Raw genomic sequence first — 20,611 nt, 5'->3', positions numbered from 1 at the left:
CCGCGGCTGAAGATGCGCGGTGACGCCTGCGCGGGCCGGGGAGTTGGCCGTTTTCAGTAGGAAATCTTCAGCGGCAGCTTGCGGGCGCGCTGGATCAGCTCAGCGACGGATTTGTCCGAGGGCAGAACCCGGACCAGCTTGCGCTTGTCGTTGGCTTCCTTCATGGCCTGCGCCAGCCGCTCGGGATTGCGCTGCACGAACTCGCGCACGGTCACGACACCCGCAGCCCGCAGCAGTTCGGCCTTGGCCCTCCCCATGCCCTTGATGCGCATACAGTCGGCGATGTTCGCCCACGCCAACAGCTGCTGTTCGCTGAGGCCCGTCTTGGCAGCCAGGGCTTTTCGCGCCTTCACCGTGCTTGCATTGTCCAGCAGACCGGCGGTCGTGCGAATGCCCTGCGCCTTGAGTTTGGCCTGGGCATGCGGGCCAAGTCCGTCAATCTTCGAGATGGGATATGATGAAACGGAATCAGACATGGGATCAAACTAGTAATGAATGTTCACGCGAACCGGGAAAGACCGGGCGTTCCGGCAATGATCGCATTCATATCGTCCGCGCCGATTTTATCGCGGCCGAAGCTGAACAGTTCGCGCCCGATCGTTTGAATGTCCCCCATGCCGAGCCCGAAGCCCATCAGCTTCGCGCCAAGGGCCATGACGCCGCCACCCAACATACCTGCAAAACCACCACTGGAACCGGCATCGGCAATTGCAGTTTCAGCGCCGGGAATTTTGTCGAACAAAGCCTGCACGTGGTCGGCCGGGCCTTCCTTGCGGAGGAACCCGAGGATTGCGCCAACTGTTTTTTCAGCTACGGCTTTCTCGATGCCGGCTTTTGCAGCCAGCCGATCAATCAGCTCGTCCATAAAATGCCCCGTGCCTTCCGGTTGCGTGCCGGATCCTTGTTATGGATTTTATCTTGAGCGCGTGCGGTGCGAATTACAAGCGATGCAGGCTTTTGAATCCTGCATTTGAGCGCAATCGATCGTGAAGTGTTGCCGAGATGCAAGAGTCGTAGTTGATTTTGCAATCAATTGCCGCGGTAGAAGAAGAATTTGTGTCTGCACGATCCCGAATGACGCGGTGAGCGCGACGACGTTTCAAAACGAAACGTCCATTTTGCACGATGTGCGATCCGCACCGGCAATGGACCGCCCGATGCAAGGAGAAGGTAGGCAGCTTGCTGCAGGAATTTGCTCATCCGTTGCTCCAGGAGACAATAAATATAATGCGGCGCGGTATCAGCCTGGGCTCTCGGCGGGTTGACCAGCCGGATTCAGCCTGCAAGATCAGATATGCTTCGCGTTGGGCGAGGCGCAGGGGTTCGAGAGCCTGCGAAAGGCGAGAGATGGCAAAAAAGACAATCAAAACCGTTGCCGACAAGGCCGCATCCAGTCCGAAAGCCGCGCCAGCGGCGAAACAGGCCAGTGCTGGCGGCGTTGCATCCGCCGATACCGACAAGTCGATCTTCATCGGCAAGGGCGAACAGCCGGCGTTCCTGACGCTTGGTCTTGCAAACCGCCACGGTCTTGTCACCGGCGCGACCGGCACCGGCAAAACCGTCTCGCTCCAGATCATGGCCGAAGGTTTCGCGCGCGCTGGGGTTCCAGTGTTCGCCGCTGACATCAAGGGCGATCTGTCGGGCATCTCGGAGATGGGTGAGGCGAAGGATTTTCTGCTCAGCCGCGCCAAGGACATGGGACTGGACTTCAAACCCGACCAGTTTTCGACGGTATTTTGGGACGTGTTCGGCGAGCAGGGCCATCCGGTGCGCGCCACGGTCTCTGAAATGGGCCCACTGCTGCTGTCGCGCATGATGGACCTCAACGACGTGCAGGAAGGCGTTCTCAATATCGCGTTTCGCGTGGCGGACGAGCAGGGGCTGCTGCTGCTCGACATGAAGGACTTGCGCGCGATCCTCTCGTTCATCGCCGAAAACGCCGATAGTCTGACCACGCAATATGGAAACGTCTCCAAGCAGACGGTCGGCACCATCCAGCGCCAGCTTCTGGTGCTGGAAAATCAGGGCGCGAGCAAATTTTTCGGCGAACCGGCACTTCAGTTGAAGGATTTCATGCGCACCGACGCCAACGGCCGGGGCATGGTCAACATTCTGGTCGCCGACAAGCTGATGCAGAGTCCGAAACTCTATGCGACGTTCCTGCTCTGGATGCTGTCGGAACTGTTCGAGGAACTTCCCGAGGTCGGCGATCCGCTCCAGCCGAAACTGGTGTTCTTCTTCGACGAGGCGCATCTGCTGTTCAACGACGCGCCGAAGCCGTTGATGGACAAGATCGAGCAGGTCGTTCGCCTCATCCGGTCGAAGGGGGTTGGCGTTTATTTTGTCACCCAGAATCCGATCGACGTGCCGGACAAGATTCTCGCCCAGCTGGGCAATCGCGTTCAACACGCCTTGCGCGCCTTCACGCCGCGCGATCAGAAAGCCGTGCAGGCGGCCGCGCAGACATTCCGTCCCAATCCCGCGCTCGATACGGCTCAGGTCATCACGGAACTGGGCAAGGGCGAGGCGCTGGTATCGTTCCTCGAAGGCAACGGCACGCCGGCCATGGTCGAGCGCGTCATGATCCGGCCGCCCACCGCGCGGATCGGACCGATCACGCCGGAGGAGCGCAAGGCGATCATGGCCGCGAGCCCGGTGAAGGGTAAATACGACACCACCATCGATTCAGATTCTGCCTACGAGGTTCTGCAAAAGCGCGTCGCAGGAACAGCCGCGCCCGCTGACGGTGAAGCGGGCGGAGGAGGAATGCTCGGCCAGCTCGGTTCGATCGTCGGCACGGTGTTCGGCACCAACACGCCGCGCGGGAAGATGTCGACCGGCCAGGTGATTGCGCGCAGCGTGACGCGCTCGGTGACCAACAAGGTTGCCGGCGATGTTGCCGCGAGCCTCGGCAAGTCGGTCGGCGGCTCGCTCGGTGGATCAATCGGTCGCTCAATCGTGCGCAATGTGCTTGGCAGCCTGCTGCGGCGCTGACGATAGCGCCAACGATCAGCGTTTCGCGAGCAGTTCGCGAAACGCCTCGACATAGCCGCTGGCGCCCGCGAAGGATTCGTTCTCCTCGAGGAGCAGGATCTTCGCATCGCGCAGAGGCATGAGGTCGTTTGGCGTCAGGTCGGATTGGAGTCGCCGGTACGGAAATCCGCCGTGGCGGCTCAGCGTCAGATAGAAATAAGTATTCAACGCCGACAGGCAGTTGTCGCGCGCGAGGATTTCCGCCGGCAGATGCGTGAAACTGCTGCCGACCACCGCGACGTTCAGCTTCGCCGACGGATGATCCGCGCATGACGCCGATGGCTGGAACGTCACCTTCGGCGTTTGATAGCCGAGCGGCGGGAAAAAGACGTTCAGCAAATCGGCCAGTTCGCGGTCGACGCCCTGTGTGACCCCCGATATTTTGTAAGTAAATGTAAATGGCGGAGCGAGCACCTGGCCGGCCTGACGGTTGATCTCTTCGGCGATCAGCGTTGCGACCCGCGCGCCCCCGATTTCGTTCCAGTGCGATCCGCCCTGCGGAAACAGTTCGATTTCATACTTCCCCTTCAGGGAATGAATGAAGGTCGCGGTGTCCACCACCGCGATGCCGGCCTGCTTCAGCAGGCTCGCGTATTTCGGCACGAATCCCGTCCGTGCCGCGGGCGTGCTCGGGCACTGCCCGGGCTTTACGAAGTACTCCGGCAAGTGCGCGACTTTGGAAGGTGAGATCACGTAAAGAAACACCGCGCCGCGAGAGCGATAATACTCCTGAATGTCCTTGAGCTTCGGGATGATCGCCTGAGCGCGCGTCTCCGCCATGTCTTCGGTGCGGCTGCAGTATTCATCGAGATAGACTTGCTCGATCAGGTGTCCGTTTGCGCCATGAACCACGCCGGGCAAAGTCAGGTCGCCGAACAGCTCAAAACGCAGTTCATTGTTGAAACGCACCAGCAGCGGACGGATCGGCAGCGCCTCTGTGACACGGCTTGTGATTGCTTTTTGCAAGCTGCCGTCGATCATGGCCGGCAGCGACCAGTCGAGCACCGGCGGCCGCGTGACGCCCGCGAGTTTCCGCCCGATCTTGATCTCCTGTTTCGGGTTCGCAAGATTCCACGCAGTCAGCACCGGCAGCACGAGCAGAAACAGGCAGCAAGCGGCGCGGACGGCAGGGTGAAAAGAGGAGAGCCTGTTCATCGTCTCAGAACCTGAAATAGATGAAGGGCTGGAACGGCACCGTCACCGAACGGGCGATCGCAAGAACATACAGCACCACGAGCGCGAGCGCGGTGACAAGCCGAAGCCAGCCATGGCGATGGTATGCCGCCTTGAGCGGCGCGAACAGCATCGTTGCCGGGAACAGTGCAATGGCCGCGCCGAAGATCAGCGTCAGCGGGACATCCGCCGGAATGCTGATCGGTGCGCGGGCAGGGGACAGTCCGAACAGTGCGGTCAGGAATGGACCGAGGTGTGCCGGTGACTCCGAGCGGAAGATCGCCCAGCCGATCATGACGATGAACAGTGTCACAGCCGTCGCGATGAAAGCGCCGCAGCGATTGAGCAGGTTGCGGAGAAACAGGCGATCCAGTGTCAGGAACAGGCCGTTGTAGGCACCCCATAGAACGAAATTCCAGCTGGCCCCATGCCACAGTCCGGACAGCAGGAAGCAGATCCAGAGATTGAGATAGGTTCGGGCGTTCCCGCTGCGGTTACCGCCGAGCGGCACATACAGATAATCGCGAATCCATGTGGTCAGCGAGATGTGCCAGCGCTGCCAGAATTCCGTGATCGAGCGCGACGCATAGGGCGCGTTGAAATTTTCGTTGAGACGAAATCCGAACATGCGCGCAAGGCCGATGGCCATATCGGAGTAACCTGCGAAATCGAAATAGATCTGGAGCGTGAAGCAGCCGAGCCCAAGCCACGCGCTGCCTGCGCCCAGCGTTGCGGGATCGGCGGCAAAAATCTGTGTGGCGAATGCGCCGAGCGGGTCGGCGATGAACAGTTTTCTGCCGAGTCCGCGCGCGAAGCGCAGAAACCCTTCCTGAAAATCGGTCCAGACAACGGGCGGCGGGCTGGCGATCGCGTCGCGCATCTCGTGGTATTTCAGAATCGGGCCCGCGAGCAGCTTCGGGAAGAACAGCACGAACAGGTAATAATCCGAGAACCTGTCCGCCGGCTTCGAGATGCCGCGATAGGTGTCCACCAGATAGGTGATTTTCTCGAACACGACGAAGGATACGCCGATCGGCAAAGCCAGATGCAACAGCGGAATGCTGCCGCCGGTGAGCGGTGTGACGGCGACGTTGAGATTGGCGGCGAGAAAATCGGCGTACTTGTAGAAAACAAGAACGGCGAGATTGCCGAGGATGCCTGTGGTCAACGCCAGCTTGCGGATGCGCGCCGGACCTGCAGGGCCAAGATGAAACGACAAGGCGTAATCGATGGCGGTCGAAGCGAACAGCACCAGAACAAAGACCGGTTCGCCCCAGATATAGAACAGCGTGCTCGCAATCAGCAGCGTCCATTTTTTCGCAGGAGCGCTGGTCAATATCAGATAAAATGCGTAGAGCGCGGGGAAGATCGTCAGGAAGAGCGGTTCGTAGAATAGCATGTGCGATCGATGCTTCCGGGCAGTAAAAAAAGCCGCGAGCGACGTGATAAAAGATGATAGAGGATCAAGCAGAAATCGCTCATCAAGTCCAGTTATGCGCCGTCGCTGGCGGTGCAGCCGGACCGGAAGGATCAGTGAAATATGTCAGCCGCGCCAAAACTCTCCGCCGTTCTCGATCACATCGACAAGGACTTCGACAAGAGCCTTGAGCGCCTGTTTACGCTGCTCCGGATCAAGTCGATTTCGGCCGATCCGGCCTTCACGGACGATTGCAAGAAGGCGGCGGATCATCTCGCCGCCGACATTGCATCCATCGGATTCGCGACCGAGGTGCGCCCGACCGCCGGGCACCCGGCGATTGTGGGCAAGAGCAACGGAAACGGCGGCGCGCGTGTGCTGTTCTACGGTCACTACGACGTGCAGCCGGTCGATCCGCTCGATCTGTGGCATCGGCCGCCGTTCGAGCCCGTCGTCACGGATCATGCCGACGGCCGCAAGATCATCGTCGCGCGCGGCGCCGAGGACGACAAGGGTCAGTTGATGACCTTCGTCGAAGCCTGCCGCGCCTGGAAGAACGTCACCGGATCGCTGCCGCTCGATGTTACGATCCTGATCGAGGGCGAGGAGGAAGTCGGCTCGAAGAATTTCGGACCATTTCTCGACAAGCACAAGAAAGATCTCGCGGCGGACTTCGTGCTGGTCTGCGACACCGGCATGTGGGACCAGAACACGCCCGCGATCACCACGTCGCTGCGCGGCCTTGTCTACGATGAAGTGAAGATCACGGCGGCGAACCGCGACCTGCATTCCGGCATCTTCGGCGGCGGCGCGCAGAATCCGATCCGGGTTCTGACGCGCATTCTCGGCGGCATCCATGACGATAATGGACGCATCACCCTTCCGGGATTTTACGATGGCGTGAAGGATCTGCCGCCGGACATTCGCGCGCAGTGGGAGAAGCTCAATCTCACGCCGGAGTCTTTCCTCAAGCCGATCGGCCTGTCGGTTCCGGCCGGCGAAAAAGACCGGCTGCTAATCGAGCAGGTGTCGTCACGTCCGACCTGCGACATCAACGGCATCTTCGGCGGCTATACCGGCGAGGGCTCCAAGACCGTCATTCCGTCGCATGCCTCGGCAAAGGTGTCGTTTCGTCTTGTGGAAGGACAGGACCCGGAGAAAATCCGCAAGGCCTTCCGCGATTTCGTCACGGCGCGTTTGCCTGCCGATTGCTCCGCCGAATTTATCGATCACGCCGGTGCGCCCGCGATCGCGCTCGACTGGGGCATGAAGCCGCTCGCGGCCGCCAAGCGTGCGCTGACCGATGAATGGGGCAAGGACGCGCTACTTATCGGTTCGGGGGCGTCGATTCCCATTGTCGCGGATTTCAAGAAGACGCTGGGGCTCGATACGGTGCTGATCGGGTTCGGGCTTGAGGATGACAACATCCATTCGCCGAACGAGAAGTACGATCTCAGGAGCTTCCACAAGGGCATCCGCTCGTGGGCGCGCATTCTTGCGGCGTTCGCTGACTCGCCGCGCTGAGGTATCAGGCACCCGCGCAAAAACGCCGCCCGGAATTGGGCGGCGTTTGCAGTCCGGTCAGTGTAGAGGCTGACGGGTCAATTTCTATAACTGGGATCGATCCTGTCAAGCTTGCGCAGCAGTGGGGGCCAGACAAGTTTGGTGGAACGAAGATTTGAGCGTTCCGGGTCGGTCACCAGTTTCTCGTTTTTCTCGATCACCAGTTTGTCGACAGGGTAGGCGGTCGGCCCCAGCATGCGGGTGCGAACCTGCATCGTGCAGGCGCGCTCGAGGTGGTACATGCGCTCGAACGCCGAGGCCACGGAGCGGCCGACGGTCAGCGTGCCGTGATTGCGCAGCAGCAGATGGTTCTTGGTGCCGAGGTCCTTCTGGATGCGCGGGCGCTCGTCATGGTCGAGCGCGATACCTTCATAGTCGTGATAGGCGAGGTCGCCGGTGACGAGCTGCGCGGTCTGGTTCAGGGGCAGCAGGCCTTCCATGCAGCTTGCGACCGCGGTGCCGTCCGCGGTGTGAAGATGCATCACGCAGCCGGCGTCTTCGCGCACTTCATGAACGGCGGAGTGGATCGTGAAGCCGGCGGGATTGATGCTGTAGTCGCTTTCGCTGAGCTGATTGCCGTCGAGATCGACCTTCACGAGACTGGACGCCGTGATTTCGTCGAACATCAAACCATACGGATTGATCAGGAAGTGATGCTCAGGGCCGGGCACCCGCGCTGAAATGTGAGTGTCCACGAGATCGTCCCAACCATAAAGCGCCACAAGACGATAGGCGGCGGCGAGATTGACGCGCTGCTCCCACTCGGCTTCCGACATCGTGGATTGAACTTCCTTGAGGCGTGCTTCGGCAGGCGACATGACGATTTCCTCTGCGATTTATTGGTCTTCTGTGCCGCGAGCCTAGCCTTGCGATCCAGCTATCGCAACATGACGCCTTCGCAGGGGCGCCATGCTCCGGGCTGCAAAACAGCGTTTGTCGGTTCAGGGAGCCGGAATGGCGAGGAGGCTGGCGATGCTCTTGCCGCGGATGTCGTAAACCCGGGCGAACACCACGTCGTCGCGCTTGATCTCGACCACCACGGGCGCGTTCAAGCCCTTGCAGTAGAACTCGCCAAGCGTCATGGCGAAGTCCGCTGCGTGGCTATCCCACCCGATGGTGAAATCAGGGCCGAGCGCGACCTGCGCGGGGCGCTGCGGACCGCACACCGCAACCCGCCACTTGCGATTTCGCGGCGCGGGTTCCTGCCGTTCCTCGATCTCCTGCCGCAATCCCTCGGACGCCTGCTTGAGCGCAAGCCCCCAGTAATCGAGCATGTAGCGATCGTCGGCGCCGCGCACGGTTCCCGCGATGTGGTTGAAGTGCGTGTATTGATAAGGATGCAGCCGGATCATTTCATTGAGCGGCAGCATCAGGCCAAACAGGAACAACGCGGCGAACACGGCCTGCGCCGCGCGGCTGTGCTGCTTCAGCCAGCCGACAATCGCGGCAAAGGCGACGCCTGCAAGGATCGCCATCGGCGGGACGACGAAAATGAAATGACGAATGCCGTTGTAAAGCGCAGGACGTTTCACCATCGCGATGATGAGGGGAAGCATCGCGGCGAGCGTCAGCATCAGCAGAATGCTTTTGCGCCGGGTGTCGACGTTGGAGCGGAACAGCGCGACGATTGTGCCTGCGATGCCCGCGCCGAGCAGGCCGAGCATCACCTCGGGAAGTTGCAACGCGAACAGCGTCGGCAGATACGACCACGGCATATCGGGCACGGAAACGATCGCGCCGTCGAACAGTTCTTTCCAGGGCTTCTCGAAGAAGTGGGAGAAGTACGTCAGCGCGCGAAACGGATTGGCCGGGTCGATGATCGACCAGGGCCAGATCAGGCCCATGATGAGATAGCCGAGCAGCACGCCGGGCAGCAGCACATAAACGACGTGGCCGAGCCGGTGCGCGGCTTCGCGCAGGCCGTGCGTGCGGATGTCTTCGATCCAGATCGGCAGGAAACCGATCACGGCATAGATCAGCGCCAGCCCGCCCAGAATGCGAGAGCCGATGGACAGTCCCGCGCCGAGGCCTATGATCAGGATCGTGTGCGGCGTCGGTGAAGGATATTCCTGCGCCAGCCGCACCAGTCCGAGCATCAGGATCACCATCGCGACTGCGAACGGTGCATCCTTCGGATTCATGAACATGTGCCCGTAGAACGTTGGGCACAGCGCGAGCAGGACGATCGCGGCGAGGCCGGCAACCGGTCCACCGATGCGCCGCGCCACCCGCCACGTTACGCCAAGGCCGATCACGCCGACGATGGCGCCCAGCAGCCGCCGGGTCTCGAACAGTTCGAGTGGTACGATCTTGTGCAGAAGCGCGGCGGCCATGTCGAAGCCGCCGCCGTACATGTAGAGGTTGGCGAACGACAGCGCGCTGGTATCGGTAAATCCGCTGCCGAACATCTTGAGCAGCAGATCGGCATATTCCGCGTGGGTGTAATCGTCCCAGCCCAGGCCGTAGTCGCGGAACGTCAGGCCCGCGACCACCGCGACGACCGCCAGGATGGCGAGCGCAAGGTCGTCGCAAGTCTGCTCGATCGAACGCCCGGCCGGCGTTTCGAGGGCCGATGTAGTAATGGATGACATCTCGGTCAGTTAACCCAGCGTTCCACGCCTGCGTGCTTGTCCGGTCAGGCTTTTCCCGGGAACTTTGTACCCCAATTTGGTATTCGAGTAATTCTCAATTGTGGCGTAAATTCCCTAATTGCAACGCAACATTGCTATCAGGGTAAAACCAGTTCGGCGGAGGGACGTAGCAGGCAATCCCGTCGATCGGGGTTGGTTCTTTTCCCGTGTTACGCGTTAACGATGCAGCACGCCCGATGTACGGGGGGTGAATTACCAATTGGTAATGCGTCTGCGATGAAAGTATTATGAGGCATCGCGCGAGTCTGCGGCGCGGATTTGGAGCTTGTAATGATTGCGCTGTTGATCGGCGGCACGGTCGTTCTATGTATCGGCCTCCTGACGGTCGTTTTCGGTATCCCGATCAAGGAATTCAGCTTCGGCAACACGATGATCCTGGCTGGAGCCGTCGTGTCCTGCACCGGGCTGATTCTGATTGGCCTGTATTTTCTTGGCCGCGAACTCAGGAACCTGACCCACCGGCTGGACACAGGGGTTCCGGCTGCCGTGGCGCTGCCCCGTGACAGGGCTGCAGTTCCTCCGAAAGCACAGCCTGCCCACGACGATACGCTGTTCGCACGCGATCAGCCGTCCGATTTGACCGACGACCGGGACGAGTTCGCAGAGGGGTCATTGCGCGATGCTCGGCATGACGACGACCGCTCGCGCGTACCACCGCTGCCGGCGGGATGGGCCGAGCCTCCAGCACCCTTGCCGATGTCTTCACCGACTTCCTGGCCGGATCATCCCATCAGCCGCGCGCGCGATCCTGAACCAACTATGGAATCGCTCGAGCCACCGGCCGAACCTGCCGAGCGTCCGCGGCGCAATATCATGTTCTCGTCGCACCGGCGCGACGGCAAAAGCAGGGAGTTTCCCCCGCGCGATCCGCCGCCGGCGGACGACAACAATGCGTCTCAGCCTCCTGCCGATGACTCTCAGTCTCGCGAGGCTGAACCCGAAGCGGCCAATCCGTTTGACAGCGCGTGGCCCCAAAGCAGCAGGTCACGGCCGGACACTTCAGCGGCGCGGAATGGCCGCGCTGCGCCATCTCCGCAATCCACCGACGAAGATGAAGCGCCGGAACCTGCCCGCGAACGGTTTCAGCTGCCGCGCCGCGCCGATGCTTCGTCCGTAACAATCGTGAAGTCCGGCGTGGTCGATTCGATGGCCTATTCGCTGTACTCCGACGGTTCGATCGAGGCGCAGATGCCGGAAGGCATGGTGCGGTTCGCATCCATCGACGAACTGCGCGCGCATCTGGATGAGCGCACCTAGCCGGCGACCTGTAAATCCGGCTCGTAAATAAAGCGCGGCGCCGTGCCGTCCTGCTTGTCAGGCCGGTGCGACTTCTCCCATACTTCCAAGTATAGATTCCGCCGAAACTTTGGTTTGGCGGGCATTTGCTTGGATTGTCTGATTTTTCGACTGTAAATCCGGCGACCGCTTTGAAAGACATCACGATGAGCGAGACCACTCCCAAGGGATTTGTCGATCTGACCGCGTCGATCGTCTCTGCCTATGTCAGTAACAACGTGACCCCTGCGTCCGAACTTCCCGCGCTGATTAGCCAGATCCATGCGGCGCTGGTGCGGGTTTCGCACGGCGGGACGGACGCCCCGGTTGAGCCGGCCAAGCCCGCTATTTCAATCAAGAAATCGATGACTTCGGATTATCTCGTGTGCCTGGAGGACGGAAAGCGCTTCAAGTCGCTGAAGCGGCATCTGCGGGCGCAGTACAACATGAGCCCCGAGCAATACCGCGAGAAATGGGGTCTCCCGGCAGACTATCCGATGGTCGCCCCGAACTATGCCGTCGCCCGTTCGCAACTTGCCAAGAAAATGGGCCTCGGCCAGCAGCGCCGCCGCAGGAAATAGCGGCTTTGCGCGATCATGGACTTGCTGCAATCTAGGAATAATTCCACATATTATACGTTCCGGAAGTCAAGCCGAAAAACTTTGGGTTTTTGAGGGGATAGTTATCCCCGCGATTTGCGTCTCATCTAGGATATAGGTATAAATTCCTAGTGAGGTCACGATGCTTGAAATCAGATCGCCTGTTGCTCCCGTTCCGTTAGCTCCGTCTAGCACAGCCGCCGATAGCCCGAACGACATTTGCCGCATGGTCGCGGCCTGTGTCGCTTTTGACTTCGGGCTTGATGCCGCCGAACTTGAAAGCGGGCTGCGCGGTTCACAGCGGCTGGCCTTCGCGCGCCAGATTGCGATGTATCTTGCTCATGTCGGATTCGGGCTGAATTTCGAGAGCGTCGGGTACGCTTTCGGACGTGACCGCACCACGGTAGCCCATGCGTGCCGTGTCGTGGAAGACGGTCGCGACGACATCTGGTTCGACTGCCGCGTCGCGACGCTCGAACTGATCTGCCGCGCAGCCGCTGGCGGAGCAGTCCGATGAAGCAACAGCAAGGCCGCAGCAGACTTTCCGGCAAAACCGTGCAGACGCCAGACGACGTCGGCGCATTCCGTGCCAAGCATCTCGATCTTTCGACGCGCGATCTCATGACGGACACCGGCCTGACGCAGGTCATTGTCAACGACAGCGAAAGTCCGCTGGCCTGGCTGGCGCGGCGCAAGGGCCGCGACGGGCGCGCGATGATCGGACCGGACCAGTTCATCGCGGGCGAACGCCTGCGTACCGACTTCACACGCGGGCATCTGATGCCGCGTGTCACATCAAGCTGGTCCGGTATCGGCCGGACTCGGGGATTCGGCGGCGGCGGCGAGATGACGGATTTGATCGTGGCGTCGCGCCAGCGTGTCCGGCACGCGCTTGAGGCCTGCGGTCCGGAATTTTCGGGACTGTTACTCGACGTGTGCTGCTTCTTGCGCGGTCTGGAAGACGTCGAGCGCGAGCGCGGCTGGCCGTCACGTTCGGCGAAGGTGGTACTGCAACTGGCGCTCGACCGGCTGGCGCGGCACTACGGATTGCGGACGGATGCCCGCGGCGGCAGCGCGGCGATCAGGACGTGGCTCGCGGACGATGCGGCCTTCACGCCGTGACAGTTCAGGAAGCGGACGCGAGCGTTTCGCGGGCGTCGTTCTTGATCCGCTCCACCATTGCGCGGAGCCCGTTGGAGCGCTGCGGCGTCAGGTGCTCGCGAAATCCGAGTTCGTCGAAAATGGCGATGGGATCGGCGTCGAGGATTTCGCGCGCCGTGCGGCCGGACTGGATGGTCAGCAGGATCGCGATCAGCCCGCGCACGATATGCGCGTCGCTGTCGCCCTTGAAATTCAGCACCGGCTCACTGCCGTCGCGGTCGATCTCGCGCGACAGCCAGACCTGACTGGCGCAGCCCTGAACCTTGTTCGTCGCGGAATGCTCGGTATCGGACATCGGGGCCAGCGTGCGGCCAAGCTCGATGACATAGCGGTAGCGGTCGTCCCACTCCTCGAGCAGTTCGAAATTGTCCCTGATCTCGTCGATGGTCATGGCGGTCCGCAAACTCATGTCAAAACTCGTGTCAAAATTCTTGGCACGAGCCTTATATGAGATCGCGGAGCCTCGATAGCCATAAGTTCCGGGTCGTTCCGGTCCGGAATATGGCGCCTTTGCCGGGCGTTATTCCGCCGGAATCGTGTCCGGCGGTACCGGTTGCCAGTCGATCGCAAGGTCGTCTTGCGTCAACGTCTGGCGCGCCGCGACGTTCTGCATGTCGGCGGGATAGGTGTCGTATGGCGTGCCGATGGAGCCGGTATGATCCGGTGCTTTCTTGTTCGATTTTTCCGCGGCTTCAGGCGCCTTTGTGTCGTTCTTCTCGTTCTTGTCCGTGATGAACTGATAAACTTTCTTGGCGCCCGATTGCGCGCGCGCACCGATCACGGTTGCGGCCTGTCCGCCCACGGTGCATGCCGCCGGCTGGCGATTGCAGAACTGGCTCATGTCGGACACGGCGGCCGTTGCGGCCGAAATAGCATCCGACGCGCCGATCTGCGGACCTTTGTCCTGGTCGGGCGTCTTGTCGGTCGGCAGCAGCACGAGAACCAGTCCCAGCCAGAACGCCATGCGAAGAAGGAAGAACATCACACACCCCGTCGGTCTTATGCCGGAGATGCTTCATTGTTGTTGAAGCGCTCCGCCCCGTTGCGATTAGCCCGCAATCGTTATCTGTCATATCAGGCGCGGATAAATCTCCGGTTTGGGCGCTGTCTAAAATTTGAATGGTTTGATTTGGCGTAAATTTTCGATTGATAAGCGAATTGTTTGATTCGATCGGGTCAGCACCGGTCCTTGCCGATCGTTCCGCCGTGCACGATTTCGAAACCATAACGACCCGGCATGGAAACTTCGCGTTCACCATTCCCGCCGAATGAAAACACCAATTGTGCGCGAAAACCCGCATTCGGCCGATGCAATTCGCAATCGGCCACGCGCCTTAGCGTTCGCTTAAGTTCGCTCTGACACCATCGGCCAAACGAAAAACGGGGGCGTTCCGGCAGTCGAATACGACGACCGGCCGAACGGTGAGAACAACGTGAGATTATCCGGCATCATACGCGATCATCTGGATTCGCTGCTGCATCCATCAGCGCGGCGGGATCTGATGACGAGCGCCCGCCACCGCGCCTTTATCGGGCCGAGGCTGCTGGGCGGCCTCGCGGCGCTTGCGATGCTTCCGATCTATCTTGCCTTGCGCGGCGCGCCGCAGGAAATCGAAGTCATGGTCTTTGCATGGCTGATCGCGCCCATCCTCGTTTCATACTATCTGTCGCGCACCGGCCACTATGAGCGCGCGCATATTCTCTCATCGACCGCGCTTGCAGCCGTCGTCATGGCCGTCTGCATCAACACCGGCGGTATTTCGTCATTCGCGGCGATCTGGCTTGTCGCCGTGCCGCTCGATGCGGCGCTGTCGAATTCGCGCCGCGCGGTCGCCATCGCCGTCGTACTGGCCCTTGGCTGTGCGCTCGGTCTCGTCATGATTGATGTTTTCGGCGCGTTGCCGGCCTCCAAAATTCCCGCTCAGTACAGTTCGCTGTTCGAGGCGCTCGGCATTGCGAGCGCGACCATGTACGCCTCGGCTCTGGCATTCAGCGCCGAATCGCTGGCCCAGACCAGCCGGAAACTGCTGGTCGTGGAGGAGGAGCGCTATCGTCTCCTTGCGCACAACATCAGCGATGTCATTTCCAGACACAGCCGCAACGGCGCAATCCAGTTCATTTCGCCCGCCGCGGAGGCGTTGCTCGGCACGCCGGTGGCGCTGTTACTGGGACACGGCCTGTTCGATCGTGTCCATGTCGCCGACCGGCCAGCTTATCTCACTGCTCTCTCGGAGGCCGCGCGAAGCGGACACGAGCGCAGCGTCGAATTCCGCGTGAGGCGCGACCATACGCAGGCCACCGAATTCGTCTGGATCGAAATGCGCTGCCGACCGATCGATGCGTCGCTGGGCGTCGAGGTTGTCGCCGTGATGCGTGATGTCACCGAACGGAAGACGCAGGAACAGGCGCTGGAACTGGCGCATATTGAAGCCGAGCGCGCGGGTGCATCCAAATCCCGCTTCCTCGCCACCATGAGTCACGAACTGCGCACGCCGCTGAATGCGATTATCGGGTTCTCGGAAATGATCGTTCGCGAGAACGAAATGATGATCGATGCCGCGCGCCGGCAGGAATACGCGAAGCTCATCAATGAATCCGGCCTGCATCTGCTGTCCGTGGTGAACGGCATCCTCGACATGTCGAAGATGGAAAGCGGCAACTTTGAAATTCTTCCCGAGCTGTTCGCGCCGCGCGAATCCCTGATCGGCTGCTGCAACCTGATGGTGCTGAAGGCCCGGGAAGGCGGCATCGACATCGTGACCCGCGCTCCCGCGGATCTGCCGCAGATCACCGGCGATCCGCGCGCCTTCAAGCAGATGATCCTGAATTTGCTGTCCAATGCCATCAAGTTCTCCGAGCGTGGCGGCTCCGTCATGGTGACCGCCGCCGTCGAAGGGTCGCGCCTGCTGGTGCGGGTGATCGATAACGGCGTGGGCATCGGCGCCGAGGATTTGAAGCGGATCGGCGATCCGTTCTTCCAGGCCGGCAAGACCTATCAGCGCCGCCATGAAGGCACGGGGCTCGGCCTTTCCATCGTCAAGAGCCTGGTGGCCATGCACGGCGGCGAGATGACGGTCCAGAGCGAGATCGGCGAAGGCACGACCGTCACCATTGCGCTGCCGATGGTGTTTACACCGCCGCTGAAAGATTCATCCAATATCGCAACGCTTGCGCCGCCGCGCGCAGAATCCCAAAATTATCAGGTGAAGAAACGTGCCTAGACAGATTGCCATGGACGATGAAAAACCCCGCCGCCGCAAGCGCGCGGCTGCAGTTGCTGTTGAGCCCGAACGCGGCCTGATTCTGCGCGTGCTGCTCCACAGCCCGAAGGACACGCTGGCGGCAGGCGCAGCGGTGGCCGCTGTCATCGCCATCGTCACCAATGCCATGTTCCTGCAAGCCGGCCGTCATCCATCGCCAATGTTCAGCACCGCGACGGTATCTGCGCTTCCTGTCGCGGCGCCCGCATCCGCGCCGTTGCCACGGGTCCGCCCGGTGGAAGCCGAAGCGCGCGTCATCGACAAGCCTGCGGACGCTGCACCTGCGCCCGCGAAATCGGCTGCGCTGCGTCCGCCCGCCGCTGTTCCCGCAACCCGGAGCGATCCGGTCGGCGATCTGATCGTTTCGACGCGGCGCGTCGCTGCCGTCCAGCGCGCGCTGACTGAATATGGCTATGGTCAACTCAAGCCGACCGGCGTGATCGGCACCGATACGCAGGCGGCGATTCAGAAGTTCGAGCGGGATCGCAAGATGCCGCCGACAGGCCAGTTGTCCGATCGGCTGATCAAGGATCTGACCGTTCTGACCGGCCGTCCGATCGAATAGGCGGCTTCCACGTCCCGATTGTGCTAGCACGCTTCCATCGTTGTCTTCGTGCGATCGGTTCGGCCACATGTCCCGTCTGAAATCGTCCATCTGGGTCGCAGGGTATCTTCGGCGATGCCAGAGCGCGGGCGTGTTCGGCGCGGTCCGGAGGCGCGGCGCGGAAGAGGCGGGCGCCGTGTTCGTCAAGGTCGCCCTGATGGACGGCACCGCGATGCTGTTCGTGCCTGCACCCCAGACCGCCTATGATGACAGCCGGCCTATCGAGCGCGTGTTCACGGCATCGCCGCCGCAGGCCGTCGAGGAACAGGCGATCGAAGCACGCCTTGCGAAGGAAATCGGTTTCGACCCGGACGTCTGGATCGTCGAGATCGAAGACAGGGCGGGCCGGCACTTCCTCGATCTGACCAAGACCTGACGCGTGAAAGCCTGACGATTATCCGCGCGAGGTATTGCGCGTGATGACCTGCGAGGCCGGCTGAACGGGGGAACGCGGTTGCGCCGCCGCGGCGCGTGCGCGCTGGCGTTCGTCGTCGTAGAGGGCAGGGCGATACTTCGCGCGCGTGGCGGCCAGCGCTGCTCCGCGCCACGCAGCCAGCATAACCAGCGCGGCGCGTGGTTCGATAACCTCGTAGAGTCGCGCGAGCCGGTAGACATCCATCACCGATGCACCGAGCGACGGATTGAGGAACAGCAGCACGCGCTGGTAGGATTCGCCCGGCATGCCGAGCGTCTTGAGCGCGCATGCGAGCGGCTCGCCGCCCGGCTCGTTGACGATTTGCGTCGCGACGCGCGAAGTCAGGATCAAAGCATCGGCGAGTTCATCCACGAAGCGCGCAGAATCCGCAGCCATCGCGGCTTGCTCCAGGGTCGCGAGTGCGCGTGCGGCCCGGCGCGGATCGACCGGAGTCGAGGGCTTGAGCGGGGCGTCCGTCAGGCCGTGCAGTATCTGGGCGCGATGGCTGCTGTCGGCGGCAAGAAACATCTCGATCAGTTTGGCCGCATCGTCGGGCTGCATCGACATGGTTGGCGTGGGCATGGCGGGGGCGGCGGGCCCCTCGGGTGCCGACACGATTTCCAGATCCGACGCCGGATCGATCTCCAGCCTGTCCTCAAACTGTGGCTCGTTTCGCGGAGCGGACGGACGCTCATCTGCTGTGTGCCGCAGTTGCAGCTTCCAGGCGATTTCGCGCGGCGTGCGCGAATAGATCGCCAGCCGCGCCCGCACCGCCGCGCGCGTGGCGTCATCGACCTCATCGATCAGGCGCGAGGCCAGTTCGACGAACTGCCGTTCCTCATCATGCGTATGGTCGCTGGTCTGGACATACAGATCGGTGAGCACGCGAAGCAGCGTCGGGCGTATATCAACGCCCTCGCGCCGGGACAGTGTCATCAGGCCGTCGAAGCCGTGAAACATCGGGGGTATCGTCATGCCGGGGTACGCAGGTTTAAATCTCGGCTGACGTTATCGCGGGCTCTTTAATAAGCCGTTAACCATGATTGTCCTTAATCACCGTCACTGAGGACACTAGGCCGCCGGGCATTTGAAGAATCGGGGCCAGGAGAGAGCGAAATGGGCATCGTTGTTGAATTCCCGGCGGATGCAGCGGCGCGTCGCGCCGTCCCGGATGCGCACATGGCCCCGCGCGAAAGCAGGGCAACAATTCTGATTCTCCCTTCCATCAGGATCGAGCGTTACGCCGACGATGGAGTAGGGCCCGAGGAGGGAACGGCTCCGGGGCGCCGCCGCAAGCGCCGCGCGCGGTCCTGAATACAGGTCAGACTTTTCTGCCGGCGCAGCCTCGCCGGATCGGCAACGCTTTCAGACCGGGCCGCGATGTGTAATCCGCTTTACCTTTTGCCCTTCGTTGCGAGCCTCGCATGCCCGAGCGACGACTTCGGCCGCACGCGCGCGACCTTCTATCATGAAGACATGCACAGCTGGGTCGGTGTCGAAGCCACCACCAGCCTTGGCGGACGGCCGTCGCAGTTCCAGCTCACCGATCAGGAGCGGATGCTGCGCGATCTCGCCTACTATTTTATCGAGCCGCCGCACTCTCATCCGGCGTGGAAGGCCGTGTTCGGGGACTATCTGAAAATTCCCGCGCCCTGGCGGCAGAAGGTGGTTTTCGATCGCACGGCTTATGGACGCCGCATGATCGACGAGCCGCACCGGTCGCAAGCGTCGGCCTATACCGGCCTCATGGAAGATGTGCGCAACGATGGCGTCATGCTTGACCAGTTCATTCCGGTCGCGGTGCGTATCAACGATCTCGACATCAAGCGCAACAAGGCGCTCGGGATGGTCTCGGAGCTGTCGCCGCGTGAATACGACGACGCGCAAGCGCGCATGCGCGAGAACGTTCTGGTCGTGCAGTGGGTGCAGCAGTGCCTGCAACAGCGCGTTGCGTCCTACAAATGGGCGCTCGATCGTCTGGTGATTCATGCGCCGGACCAGATGGCGGCGGATGCCGACCGCCTTATCCTGCAATTGTCCCAGCGTGCGTCAGACGCATGGACCAGCGCGCCGCCCGTCGTCGGCCGCGCCCTTCGCGTCGGCGGCTGACCCCGGTTCCATCGTGCGACGTTCGCGCGCGCGGCTGAAGGTCGCGTTGTTTCTGCGCGCCATCGGTTGTTTGGTTTCAGTATCGAACTACTGATTTGTCATCTGAGAATGGGGGATGAAATGACAGGTTCCCCAGTCGCTAAAATGCTTGTTTTCGGAAGATCCCATGGCGTGCTGACGGCGCTGACGATGGCTGTTGCGGCACCCGCGGCCTTTATCGTCTATGCGCTGGAATCGCATCTGGTGCTGCCCGCGTTCAGTGCGCTGCTTTTTTCGGCAGCGGCGCTGGCCGCAATCATGGCGCTTTCGATCAGGACTCAAAAAAACACGGAGAATCTCAATCTCTGGGACGTTGCAGGCGGCCTCGTTATTACCGGCTGCGCCGCATCCGTGATGGGTGAGCCGGAGCAGGTTGCACAATTGTTCGAGCATCTGTTCGAACGTCGATCCAACGAGCAATAGCAGGAGAAAGACTAACACCAGAACCACCAGGCCGGGCCCCTCTGGCAGCCTCATGCTGCGATGTCGGACTGGAATTCAATTGGAGTGGCCCCTTTTAGATATGCGGAACGCGCGTTCCGTGTGACGCATCGACGTTACTCGTCGATCAGTGACACGTTGCGATGCGTTCGATATTTGCCTGCGACAGGAGGCCGCTCTTCCACACACAGGGAAGCCCGGCTCATGTTTGATCTCATTACTCCAGAAGCTTTGACGGCACTCGTACAGGTCATCCTGATCGACCTCGTACTCGCTGGTGACAACGCCATTGTCATCGGCCTTGCCGCTGCGGGTCTGCCAAAAGAGCAGCGCAACAAGGCAATCCTGATTGGCGTTGGCGCCGCGACACTTCTACGAATAATTTTCGCAGCTCTGACGACCCAGCTCTTGGCCATTGTCGGTCTGTTGCTCGCGGGCGGCATCTTGCTGTTGTGGGTCTGCTGGAAGATGTGGCGTGAATTGAGCGCCGGGCACGAGCAACATGCCGTGCCGTCTGACGGGGAAGCTTCGGGTGCCCCGACCAAGACGCTGGCCCAGGCGACCTGGCAGATCATCGTCGCCGACGTATCGATGTCGCTGGACAACGTGCTGGCCGTCGCCGGCGCGGCGCGGGAACATCCCATGGTGCTGATTTTCGGCCTTGCGCTGTCGATCGCGATGATGGGTGTTGCCGCATCGTTCATCGCGAAGCTGCTGCAAAAGCACCGCTGGATTGCCTATGTCGGCCTCGCGGTTATCCTCTATGTCGCCGGTGAAATGATCTATCGCGGCGTCATCGAGGTCTGGCCGCATCTGAAATAACGCGCACAAAAAGGGGCTGCCTGCCGCGAGATTGCAGGCAGCCCCATTT

Annotated in this window: 22 protein-coding genes; 13 read left to right on the top strand and 9 right to left on the bottom strand. The window is 61.3% G+C overall.

Annotated elements, in window-relative coordinates; translation table 11 throughout:
• Positions 1 to 53: 53 nt before the first annotated feature.
• Together AC07UB_RS05960 and AC07UB_RS05955 are read right to left on the bottom strand one after the other, a co-directional pair.
• Positions 54 to 476: a DUF4332 domain-containing protein gene (locus AC07UB_RS05960; protein WP_494651725.1), complete on the bottom strand. Its 423-nt coding sequence runs from the start codon at positions 474 to 476 to the stop codon at positions 54 to 56.
• Positions 477 to 499: 23 nt separating this feature from the next.
• Positions 500 to 865, bottom strand: coding sequence for a DUF2267 domain-containing protein (locus tag AC07UB_RS05955; RefSeq protein ID WP_494651727.1), 366 nt, complete (start codon positions 863 to 865; stop codon positions 500 to 502).
• A gap of 482 nt (positions 866 to 1,347) precedes the next feature.
• Here AC07UB_RS05955 and AC07UB_RS05950 point away from each other — a divergent pair, with 482 nt between their 5' ends.
• Positions 1,348 to 2,994 carry a helicase HerA-like C-terminal domain-containing protein gene (locus AC07UB_RS05950; protein WP_494651728.1) on the top strand — a complete coding sequence of 549 codons (1,647 nt, stop codon included), beginning with the start codon at positions 1,348 to 1,350 and terminating at the stop codon, positions 2,992 to 2,994.
• 15 nt (positions 2,995 to 3,009) lie between these two features.
• Here the strand turns inward: AC07UB_RS05950 and AC07UB_RS05945 are convergent, their stop codons facing one another.
• Together AC07UB_RS05945 and AC07UB_RS05940 are read right to left on the bottom strand one after the other, a co-directional pair.
• The gene (locus AC07UB_RS05945) at positions 3,010 to 4,188 is read right to left on the bottom strand and encodes an alginate O-acetyltransferase AlgX-related protein (RefSeq protein ID WP_494651729.1); all 1,179 of its coding nucleotides are present in this window, start codon (positions 4,186 to 4,188) and stop codon (positions 3,010 to 3,012) included.
• A gap of 4 nt (positions 4,189 to 4,192) precedes the next feature.
• Complete coding sequence (locus AC07UB_RS05940; protein WP_494651731.1) at positions 4,193 to 5,605, bottom strand: MBOAT family O-acyltransferase; 1,413 nt, start codon at positions 5,603 to 5,605, stop codon at positions 4,193 to 4,195.
• 141 nt (positions 5,606 to 5,746) lie between these two features.
• Here AC07UB_RS05940 and AC07UB_RS05935 point away from each other — a divergent pair, with 141 nt between their 5' ends.
• Complete coding sequence (locus AC07UB_RS05935; RefSeq protein ID WP_494651732.1) at positions 5,747 to 7,147, top strand: M20/M25/M40 family metallo-hydrolase; 1,401 nt, start codon at positions 5,747 to 5,749, stop codon at positions 7,145 to 7,147.
• 77 nt (positions 7,148 to 7,224) lie between these two features.
• Here the strand turns inward: AC07UB_RS05935 and AC07UB_RS05930 are convergent, their stop codons facing one another.
• Both AC07UB_RS05930 and AC07UB_RS05925 read right to left on the bottom strand, forming a co-directional pair.
• The gene (locus AC07UB_RS05930) at positions 7,225 to 8,004 is read right to left on the bottom strand and encodes a class II aldolase/adducin family protein (protein WP_494651733.1); all 780 of its coding nucleotides are present in this window, start codon (positions 8,002 to 8,004) and stop codon (positions 7,225 to 7,227) included.
• Between the two features lie 123 nt (positions 8,005 to 8,127).
• Positions 8,128 to 9,777 carry a glycosyltransferase family 39 protein gene (locus AC07UB_RS05925; protein ID WP_492792966.1) on the bottom strand — a complete coding sequence of 550 codons (1,650 nt, stop codon included), beginning with the start codon at positions 9,775 to 9,777 and terminating at the stop codon, positions 8,128 to 8,130.
• Positions 9,778 to 10,107: 330 nt separating this feature from the next.
• On the opposite strand from AC07UB_RS05925, the gene AC07UB_RS05920 reads away from it, so the two are divergent.
• The 4 genes from AC07UB_RS05920 (at position 10,108) to AC07UB_RS05905 (ending at position 12,833) form a co-directional block, all read left to right on the top strand.
• The gene (locus tag AC07UB_RS05920; RefSeq protein WP_492792965.1) at positions 10,108 to 11,094 is read left to right on the top strand and encodes a hypothetical protein; all 987 of its coding nucleotides are present in this window, start codon (positions 10,108 to 10,110) and stop codon (positions 11,092 to 11,094) included.
• Between the two features lie 185 nt (positions 11,095 to 11,279).
• Complete coding sequence (locus tag AC07UB_RS05915) at positions 11,280 to 11,693, top strand: Ros/MucR family transcriptional regulator (RefSeq protein WP_492792964.1); 414 nt, start codon at positions 11,280 to 11,282, stop codon at positions 11,691 to 11,693.
• A 244-nt stretch (positions 11,694 to 11,937) separates the two neighbouring features.
• Positions 11,938 to 12,228: a helix-turn-helix domain-containing protein gene (locus tag AC07UB_RS05910; RefSeq protein ID WP_494651735.1), complete on the top strand. Its 291-nt coding sequence runs from the start codon at positions 11,938 to 11,940 to the stop codon at positions 12,226 to 12,228.
• The gene (locus AC07UB_RS05905) at positions 12,225 to 12,833 is read left to right on the top strand and encodes a DUF6456 domain-containing protein (RefSeq protein ID WP_494651736.1); all 609 of its coding nucleotides are present in this window, start codon (positions 12,225 to 12,227) and stop codon (positions 12,831 to 12,833) included. The genes AC07UB_RS05910 and AC07UB_RS05905 overlap by 4 nt, the downstream gene beginning before the upstream one ends.
• A 4-nt stretch (positions 12,834 to 12,837) precedes the next feature.
• Here AC07UB_RS05905 and AC07UB_RS05900 read toward each other — a convergent pair whose 3' ends face one another.
• Both AC07UB_RS05900 and AC07UB_RS05895 read right to left on the bottom strand, forming a co-directional pair.
• Positions 12,838 to 13,263: a SufE family protein gene (locus AC07UB_RS05900; RefSeq protein ID WP_494652669.1), complete on the bottom strand. Its 426-nt coding sequence runs from the start codon at positions 13,261 to 13,263 to the stop codon at positions 12,838 to 12,840.
• A gap of 129 nt (positions 13,264 to 13,392) precedes the next feature.
• Entirely contained in the window at positions 13,393 to 13,854 is a 462-nt protein-coding gene (locus AC07UB_RS05895; protein ID WP_494651738.1) for a DUF5330 domain-containing protein, read from the bottom strand.
• A 451-nt stretch (positions 13,855 to 14,305) separates the two neighbouring features.
• On the opposite strand from AC07UB_RS05895, the gene AC07UB_RS05890 reads away from it, so the two are divergent.
• From AC07UB_RS05890 to AC07UB_RS05880, 3 genes are all read left to right on the top strand, one after another.
• The gene (locus AC07UB_RS05890) at positions 14,306 to 16,093 is read left to right on the top strand and encodes a sensor histidine kinase (RefSeq protein WP_494651739.1); all 1,788 of its coding nucleotides are present in this window, start codon (positions 14,306 to 14,308) and stop codon (positions 16,091 to 16,093) included.
• Between the two features lie 10 nt (positions 16,094 to 16,103).
• A complete protein-coding gene (locus tag AC07UB_RS05885) occupies positions 16,104 to 16,697 on the top strand; it encodes a peptidoglycan-binding domain-containing protein (protein WP_494651740.1) in 594 nt (197 codons plus the stop codon).
• 67 nt (positions 16,698 to 16,764) lie between these two features.
• A complete protein-coding gene (locus AC07UB_RS05880) occupies positions 16,765 to 17,112 on the top strand; it encodes a DUF1491 family protein (protein WP_494651741.1) in 348 nt (115 codons plus the stop codon).
• Between the two features lie 18 nt (positions 17,113 to 17,130).
• Here AC07UB_RS05880 and AC07UB_RS05875 read toward each other — a convergent pair whose 3' ends face one another.
• Entirely contained in the window at positions 17,131 to 18,126 is a 996-nt protein-coding gene (locus AC07UB_RS05875; RefSeq protein WP_494651742.1) for a DUF2336 domain-containing protein, read from the bottom strand.
• A 141-nt stretch (positions 18,127 to 18,267) separates the two neighbouring features.
• Here AC07UB_RS05875 and AC07UB_RS05870 point away from each other — a divergent pair, with 141 nt between their 5' ends.
• From AC07UB_RS05870 to AC07UB_RS05855, 4 genes are all read left to right on the top strand, one after another.
• Entirely contained in the window at positions 18,268 to 18,465 is a 198-nt protein-coding gene (locus AC07UB_RS05870) for a hypothetical protein (protein ID WP_494651744.1), read from the top strand.
• Positions 18,466 to 18,531: 66 nt separating this feature from the next.
• Positions 18,532 to 19,260, top strand: coding sequence for a hypothetical protein (locus AC07UB_RS05865; protein ID WP_494651745.1), 729 nt, complete (start codon positions 18,532 to 18,534; stop codon positions 19,258 to 19,260).
• Between the two features lie 171 nt (positions 19,261 to 19,431).
• Positions 19,432 to 19,722, top strand: coding sequence for a hypothetical protein (locus AC07UB_RS05860; protein WP_492792954.1), 291 nt, complete (start codon positions 19,432 to 19,434; stop codon positions 19,720 to 19,722).
• A 222-nt stretch (positions 19,723 to 19,944) separates the two neighbouring features.
• A complete protein-coding gene (locus AC07UB_RS05855; RefSeq protein ID WP_492792953.1) occupies positions 19,945 to 20,562 on the top strand; it encodes a TerC family protein in 618 nt (205 codons plus the stop codon).
• Positions 20,563 to 20,611: the final 49 nt, after the last annotated feature.

The sequence above is a fragment of the Afipia sp. GW821-FHT04G03 genome, assembly GCF_059419985.1.
The sequence above is the reverse complement of the archived record's forward strand: the minus strand, read 5'-3'. Positions and strand labels throughout refer to the sequence as shown.

What these genes read in the sequence shown, in the direction of transcription:
- AC07UB_RS05930 (WP_494651733.1), bottom strand. Translation starts at nt 8,004, where the DNA reads ATGTCGCCTGCCGAAGCACGCCTCAAGGAAGTTCAATCCACGATGTCG.
- AC07UB_RS05940 (WP_494651731.1), bottom strand. Translation starts at nt 5,605, where the DNA reads ATGCTATTCTACGAACCGCTCTTCCTGACGATCTTCCCCGCGCTCTAC.
- AC07UB_RS05905 (WP_494651736.1), top strand. Translation starts at nt 12,225, where the DNA reads ATGAAGCAACAGCAAGGCCGCAGCAGACTTTCCGGCAAAACCGTGCAG.
- AC07UB_RS05945 (WP_494651729.1), bottom strand. Translation starts at nt 4,188, where the DNA reads ATGAACAGGCTCTCCTCTTTTCACCCTGCCGTCCGCGCCGCTTGCTGC.
- AC07UB_RS05900 (WP_494652669.1), bottom strand. Translation starts at nt 13,263, where the DNA reads ATGACCATCGACGAGATCAGGGACAATTTCGAACTGCTCGAGGAGTGG.
- AC07UB_RS05865 (WP_494651745.1), top strand. Translation starts at nt 18,532, where the DNA reads ATGTGTAATCCGCTTTACCTTTTGCCCTTCGTTGCGAGCCTCGCATGC.
- AC07UB_RS05915 (WP_492792964.1), top strand. Translation starts at nt 11,280, where the DNA reads ATGAGCGAGACCACTCCCAAGGGATTTGTCGATCTGACCGCGTCGATC.
- AC07UB_RS05870 (WP_494651744.1), top strand. Translation starts at nt 18,268, where the DNA reads ATGGGCATCGTTGTTGAATTCCCGGCGGATGCAGCGGCGCGTCGCGCC.
- AC07UB_RS05885 (WP_494651740.1), top strand. Translation starts at nt 16,104, where the DNA reads ATGGACGATGAAAAACCCCGCCGCCGCAAGCGCGCGGCTGCAGTTGCT.
- AC07UB_RS05950 (WP_494651728.1), top strand. Translation starts at nt 1,348, where the DNA reads ATGGCAAAAAAGACAATCAAAACCGTTGCCGACAAGGCCGCATCCAGT.
- AC07UB_RS05880 (WP_494651741.1), top strand. Translation starts at nt 16,765, where the DNA reads ATGTCCCGTCTGAAATCGTCCATCTGGGTCGCAGGGTATCTTCGGCGA.
- AC07UB_RS05920 (WP_492792965.1), top strand. Translation starts at nt 10,108, where the DNA reads ATGATTGCGCTGTTGATCGGCGGCACGGTCGTTCTATGTATCGGCCTC.
- AC07UB_RS05910 (WP_494651735.1), top strand. Translation starts at nt 11,938, where the DNA reads ATGGTCGCGGCCTGTGTCGCTTTTGACTTCGGGCTTGATGCCGCCGAA.
- AC07UB_RS05960 (WP_494651725.1), bottom strand. Translation starts at nt 476, where the DNA reads ATGTCTGATTCCGTTTCATCATATCCCATCTCGAAGATTGACGGACTT.
- AC07UB_RS05855 (WP_492792953.1), top strand. Translation starts at nt 19,945, where the DNA reads ATGTTTGATCTCATTACTCCAGAAGCTTTGACGGCACTCGTACAGGTC.
- AC07UB_RS05925 (WP_492792966.1), bottom strand. Translation starts at nt 9,777, where the DNA reads ATGTCATCCATTACTACATCGGCCCTCGAAACGCCGGCCGGGCGTTCG.
- AC07UB_RS05935 (WP_494651732.1), top strand. Translation starts at nt 5,747, where the DNA reads ATGTCAGCCGCGCCAAAACTCTCCGCCGTTCTCGATCACATCGACAAG.
- AC07UB_RS05875 (WP_494651742.1), bottom strand. Translation starts at nt 18,126, where the DNA reads ATGACGATACCCCCGATGTTTCACGGCTTCGACGGCCTGATGACACTG.
- AC07UB_RS05955 (WP_494651727.1), bottom strand. Translation starts at nt 865, where the DNA reads ATGGACGAGCTGATTGATCGGCTGGCTGCAAAAGCCGGCATCGAGAAA.
- AC07UB_RS05895 (WP_494651738.1), bottom strand. Translation starts at nt 13,854, where the DNA reads ATGTTCTTCCTTCTTCGCATGGCGTTCTGGCTGGGACTGGTTCTCGTG.